This window comes from Rhodocaloribacter sp. (genome assembly GCF_056451265.1).
On the sequence record NZ_JBWOPL010000058.1, the window covers coordinates 1 to 5041 of the forward strand.

Annotated in this window: 4 protein-coding genes and 1 pseudogene; 3 read left to right on the top strand and 2 right to left on the bottom strand. The window is 67.1% G+C overall.

The features are described 5' to 3' along the window. A pseudogene (locus AC1HIY_RS10830) lies at nucleotides 1–598 on the bottom strand (hypothetical protein); the annotation flags it as partial. A gap of 327 nt (nucleotides 599–925) precedes the next feature. Between AC1HIY_RS10830 and AC1HIY_RS10835 the strand changes: the two are divergent. Next, the gene (locus AC1HIY_RS10835; RefSeq protein WP_479576752.1) at nucleotides 926–2509 is read left to right on the top strand and encodes a PQQ-dependent sugar dehydrogenase; all 1584 of its coding nucleotides are present in this window, start codon (nucleotides 926–928) and stop codon (nucleotides 2507–2509) included. A 101-nt stretch (nucleotides 2510–2610) separates the two neighbouring features. Here AC1HIY_RS10835 and AC1HIY_RS10840 read toward each other — a convergent pair whose 3' ends face one another. Then, nucleotides 2611–3876: a bifunctional 3,4-dihydroxy-2-butanone-4-phosphate synthase/GTP cyclohydrolase II gene (locus AC1HIY_RS10840; protein WP_479576753.1), complete on the bottom strand. Its 1266-nt coding sequence runs from the start codon at nucleotides 3874–3876 to the stop codon at nucleotides 2611–2613. Nucleotides 3877–4083: 207 nt separating this feature from the next. Between AC1HIY_RS10840 and AC1HIY_RS10845 the strand changes: the two genes are divergently transcribed. Together AC1HIY_RS10845 and AC1HIY_RS10850 are read left to right on the top strand one after the other, a co-directional pair. Further along, entirely contained in the window at nucleotides 4084–4782 is a 699-nt protein-coding gene (locus AC1HIY_RS10845; protein ID WP_479576754.1) for an NAD(P)-dependent oxidoreductase, read from the top strand. A 33-nt stretch (nucleotides 4783–4815) separates the two neighbouring features. Next, nucleotides 4816–5013 (top strand): hypothetical protein, encoded by a 198-nt coding sequence (locus AC1HIY_RS10850; RefSeq protein WP_479576755.1) that lies wholly within the window; start codon nucleotides 4816–4818, stop codon nucleotides 5011–5013. Nucleotides 5014–5041: the final 28 nt, after the last annotated feature.

Below are 5041 nucleotides of genomic sequence, written 5' to 3' on the forward strand. Positions count from 1 at the left end.
CGCCGCCCGCGCCCACGCCGAGGCCTCCGGCGGCGATGCCCGTCAGGTCGCCGCCCGCGCCCACGCCGAGGCCTCCGACGAAGACGCCCGTGAGCCGCTGCCCGCCGCCGATGCCGAAGGCCGCCGCCATGACGCCGCTCAGGTTGCGCCCGCTGCCGATGCCGAAGCCTCCCACCATCAGCCCCTTGATGTCGCGCCCGCTGCCCAGGCCGATGCCGCTCACGCCGACGCCCACGAGGTCCTCACTCGCCCCGAAGCCGATCCCCGCCACCATGATTCCCGCGATGCGCTCATCCACGTTCGCCGCGCCGAGGGCCACCGTCAGCCCGTTGATGCGGCGCGCACCCGTCAGCGGAACCCCCACCGCGACGCCGTTGACCGTGCCCTGCGCAGGCGTGTACGGAGACCACAGCGTCACGTTGACGCCGTCCACGCGCGCCATCCGCCGGTCCCGGTAGTTGAACCGCACGCCCGTGATGCGCCGGGAGTCGCCGAAGCTCACCCCCACCCCGTCGACGGTCAGGTCCAGGCTCTGTGCAGAGACGTCGGAGCCTAGAAGCGCGAGCGCGAGGGTGGCGAGCATAAGGAGTCGTCGCATGAGATCGGGAAGTGGGTTGGGGGAATGGGGGCGTGGAAAAATACACGAGCGCACCCTCCCGGAAGTTACACCTTGCCCGGCATTCCGTGCGATCGTTTTGTGAAAAGAACGGACGGGAAAAGGAGACGCGCGAGCAGGGGCGTATGCGTAAAATCCAGCCGCCGAGGGGTTGATGCCGGGCCTCGCGCCGCTCTGTGCGCTCCGGCAAAATCCCGTTTACAATGGCCCTTTTGACCGCGATTCCTTAGTATAAAGGCGCGTGGGTGCGACGGTTCGGTGCGCGTGCGATCGTTGATCCCTCAAATCTACAACAGTCAGGGTGAAAAGATGACCGCTCGGAGATCCTGGTGGACGGGCCTCGTGCTCATGATGGCGCTGCTCCTCGGCACGGCGGCGGGCGCGCGCGCCCAGGTGCAGATAGAAAATGCCTTCCCCAACCTCACCTTCCGTTTCCCCGTCGATATCCAGGCTCCCACCGACGGCACGGACCGCCTCTTCGTGGTGGGACAGGACGGCATCATATGGGTGTTCGACAACGACGCCGGCGTGATGCAGGCCACCGAGTTCCTCAACATCGAGAGTCGGGTGCTGTGCTGTGGCGAGCTCGGGCTGCTCGGCCTCGCTTTCCATCCCGACTATGCGAACAACGGCTTCTTCTATGTGAACTATACGGCCGCGAGTCCGATGCGCACGGTCATCGCGCGCTATAGCGTCACGGCGGATCCGGACGTGGCCGACCCGAACAGCGAACTCGTGCTCCTCGAAGTGGATCAGCCCTTCACGAACCACAATGCCGGGCAGCTTCGCTTCGGCCCCGACGGCTACCTCTACGTCGGTCTCGGCGACGGCGGCTCCGGCGGCGATCCGCAGGACAACGGCGAGGACCCCACCACGCTCCTCGGCTCCATGCTCCGCATCGACGTGGACGGGCAGACGGGCGGTGCGCCGGACTGCGGGGCCGGGCCGAACGCCAACTATACCATCCCGCCGGACAACCCGTTCGTCGGCGGGCCGCCCGCCAACTGCGACGAGATCTTCGCCTATGGTCTCCGCAACCCGTGGCGGTATTCCTTCGACGACACGGGCCGCCTGTGGGTGGCCGACGTGGGACAGAACGCGTGGGAGGAGATCGACTGGGTGACCTCCGGAGGCAACTACGGCTGGGACGTCATGGAGGGCAACCATTGCTTCGAGCCCGGCGTCGGGTGCGACATGACGGGGCTCACCCTGCCGGTGTGGGAGTACGGGCACGACGTCAACACGGGCGGCTTTGCCATCATCGGCGGAGCGGTCTACACCGGCGCTGCCTGCGCCGCCGACCTCGGCGGGCAGTACCTCTACGGCGACAACGTCACGGGCAACCTCTGGGCGCTCGCCTTCGACGACAACGGCGCCACCGCCAACACGATGCTCTTTCAGGACTCCGGCGTTTCGGTCACCGCCTTCGGCGTCGATGCCGCCGGCGAAATGTATCTGACCGACTACGGCACGAGCGGGACGATCCAGACCTTCACGTGCCAGGCGGCGGTGACCATCACGCTGACGCCCGAGAGCGCCGACCTCGTCATTCCACCCGAAGGCGGCAGCTTCAACTACGACCTCGACGTCGTCAACACCACCGCCGTCTCGCAGACCGTCGACATCTGGATCGTCATCTCGGGTCCCGGCATCACGCGCACCCTCGGGCCGGTGACGAAGACGCTCGCGCCGGGCGGCGCGCTCAGCCGGACGTTCACGCAGAGCATCCCCGCCGGCGCGCCTGCCGGGGCGTACACGCTCACCGGCAGCATAGGCTCCTTCCCCGTTGCCGACGACAGCGACGGTTTCCCCTTCACCAAGCAGGCCGGCTCCGCCGCGGGCAAGACGGCCCGCCCCGCGCCCCCGGGCGTTTCGTTCGAAGAGTGGCGATGAGGAGCTGTCCGGCGTCCCGTCGGCAAAGGCCGCACCCCCTTGCTCCCGCCCCGGAACACCGGGGACGTTGGTCTTGGACCGCAAGGGGGGGGCGGAGTGGATCAGAGGATGTGGCGAAGCACGTCTTCGTCGTGGGCGTCGGCGTTGTCGAGGATGAGGTGTCCCATGCGGTCGCGCTTGGTTCGCAGGTAGCGTTCATTGACGGCGTTCGGGGGGATCTCGATGGGCACACGCTCGACGATCTCCAGCCCGTACCCGGCCAACCCGATGCGTTTCGTCGGGTTGTTCGTCATCAGCCGGAGCTTGCGCACGCCGAGGTTGCGGAGGATCTGGCAGCCGATGCCGTAGTCGCGGTGGTCCATTTGAAAGCCGAGGGCCTCGTTGGCTTCGACGGTGTCGAGTCCCTCTTCCTGAAGCCGGTAGGCGCGGAGCTTGTTGAGCAGCCCGATGCCGCGCCCTTCCTGTTTCATGTAAAGCACCACGCCGCGCCCCTCGGCCTCGACTTGCCGGAGCGCCCGGGCAAGCTGGTCGCCGCAGTCGCATCGCATCGAGCCGAAGATGTCGCCGGTGACGCACTGGGAGTGGACGCGCACGAGCACGGGGTCGTCTTCGTCCCAGACGCCCTTGGTCAGGGCCAGGTGCACGTCGCCCGTGAGGCGTTCCTCGAAGGCGACCAGACGGAAGTCGCCGAAACGGGTGGGCATCGCTACGTCCACGACGCGACGGATGAGCTTCTCGTGGCGCATCCGATAGGCGATCAGGTCTTTGATCGTGATGATGCGCATGTCGAACTTTCGGGCGATGGCCTTCAACTCCGGCACACGGGCCATCGTGCCGTCGTCGTTCATGATCTCGACGAGCACGCCGGCGGGAAAGAGACCGGCCATGCGGGCCAGGTCGACGGCGGCCTCGGTGTGTCCCGCGCGGCGCAGCACACCGCCCTCTCGGGCGCGGAGGGGAAAGACGTGTCCGGGGCGTCCGAAGTGGTGCGGGTGTGCCTCGGGGTCGGCCAGCGCGCGGATGGTTCTGGCGCGGTCGGCGGCGGAGATGCCGGTCGTCGTGCCGAAGTTGTAATCGACCGAGACGGTGAACGGAGTATCGTAAAGGGCCGTGTTCGAGGTGACCATCATGTCGAGTTCGAGCGCGACGGTGCGCTCGCGCGTGAGGGGCACGCAGATGAGCCCGCGCCCTTCTTTCGCCATGAAGTTGACCTGCTCCGGGGTCACCCGCGCCGCCGCGCCGACGAAGTCCCCCTCGTTCTCGCGGTCCTCGTCGTCAACCACGATGATGAGGCGCCCCGCCCGGATGTCGGCGAGGGCGTCTTCGATGCGGTCGAATCCGTCTATCGGGTCGTTTTCACGTTTCATGGGCGTCCGTATGCGGTTGTTCGGTGGCGCTTCGGGCGAAGCACGGGTTTGAACGGGAGGGCGAGGAGCAAGTTCTATCCTCATGCGACCTTCAAACGCGCAGCGGGCAGGTGGGGAGCCCGGCGTCGTTCCGCAACCCCTCGCGGTCCCGGTCGTAGGCGCGGTCTTTCGAACGGATTTTCCATGTTCTCGAAACAAGGGGTACGAATGAAAAAGGTTTGCATCGTTGGCGCTTCGGGAAAGCTCGGGAAATACATGGTGCAGCATGCGCTGGAGCGCGGCTATGAGGTGGTGGGCGTCTGCCGGCCCCGGAGCGTGGACAAGCTCGAAGCCTTCGCCGATCGCATCACGATCGTTCCGGGTCGGACGAACGATCCGGAGGTCATCCGCGAGGCCGTAGCAGGTTGTGACGGGGTGCTCACCGTGCTGGTCCCCTGGGGCATGGAACGGTACGCCTCGGGCACGGCCCAGGCCGTGCTCGACCACGCCCGCCCGGACGCGCGCCTGGTCTTCTCCTGTGGCTGGCACATCACGAAAGACGGGCAGGACGTGTACTCGTGGCGGTTGCGCGCCGTCGTCGCGGTTTTCGGTCGGCTGGCGCGGTGGGCGCGCCTCGTGGATCTCGACGATCAGGTGGAAGCGTGTCGTCGCGTTTTCGCCAGCGATGCCCGGTGGACCGTCGTGCGGGGGAGCGACCTCGAAGAAGGGGAAAGCCAGGGCCTTCCCGTATGGAGCCGGCGCGTGGGCGACCCCATCCTCGAGAGCAATCGCACGCGCCGCGTGGACTTTGCGCTTTTCATGGTGGCTGCGCTCGAAGACGATGCGCTCCTCCACGAGGCTCCGGCAATTGTCGGGCGTCGGACGCCTTCGGCGCTCGCCCACGCCCGCGCTCCCGCGCACGCCTGAAGTCCCGTATTTCCCCCGGCGGCCGGACCCCGTGTGGTTCGCCTCCCCCTGCCGCGCCTGGCCGAGGGCGAAGCCGCCAACCTCACCGTCTTCGACGCCGAGACGCGGTGGACCTTCGAGGAACGGCACATCCGTTCGAAAAGCCGAAACACGCCGTTCGTCGGCTTCGAGATGGTCGGACGGGCATGGGCGGTCTATAACAAGGGCCGGTTCGTGGAGAACGAAGCATGAATACGAAAACGGACCGCCCTCCGTGGAG

Coding starts and splice junctions, on each gene's coding strand:
- AC1HIY_RS10835 (WP_479576752.1), top strand. CDS start 926: ATGACCGCTCGGAGATCCTGGTGGACGGGCCTCGTGCTCATGATGGCG.
- AC1HIY_RS10840 (WP_479576753.1), bottom strand. CDS start 3,876: ATGAAACGTGAAAACGACCCGATAGACGGATTCGACCGCATCGAAGAC.
- AC1HIY_RS10845 (WP_479576754.1), top strand. CDS start 4,084: ATGAAAAAGGTTTGCATCGTTGGCGCTTCGGGAAAGCTCGGGAAATAC.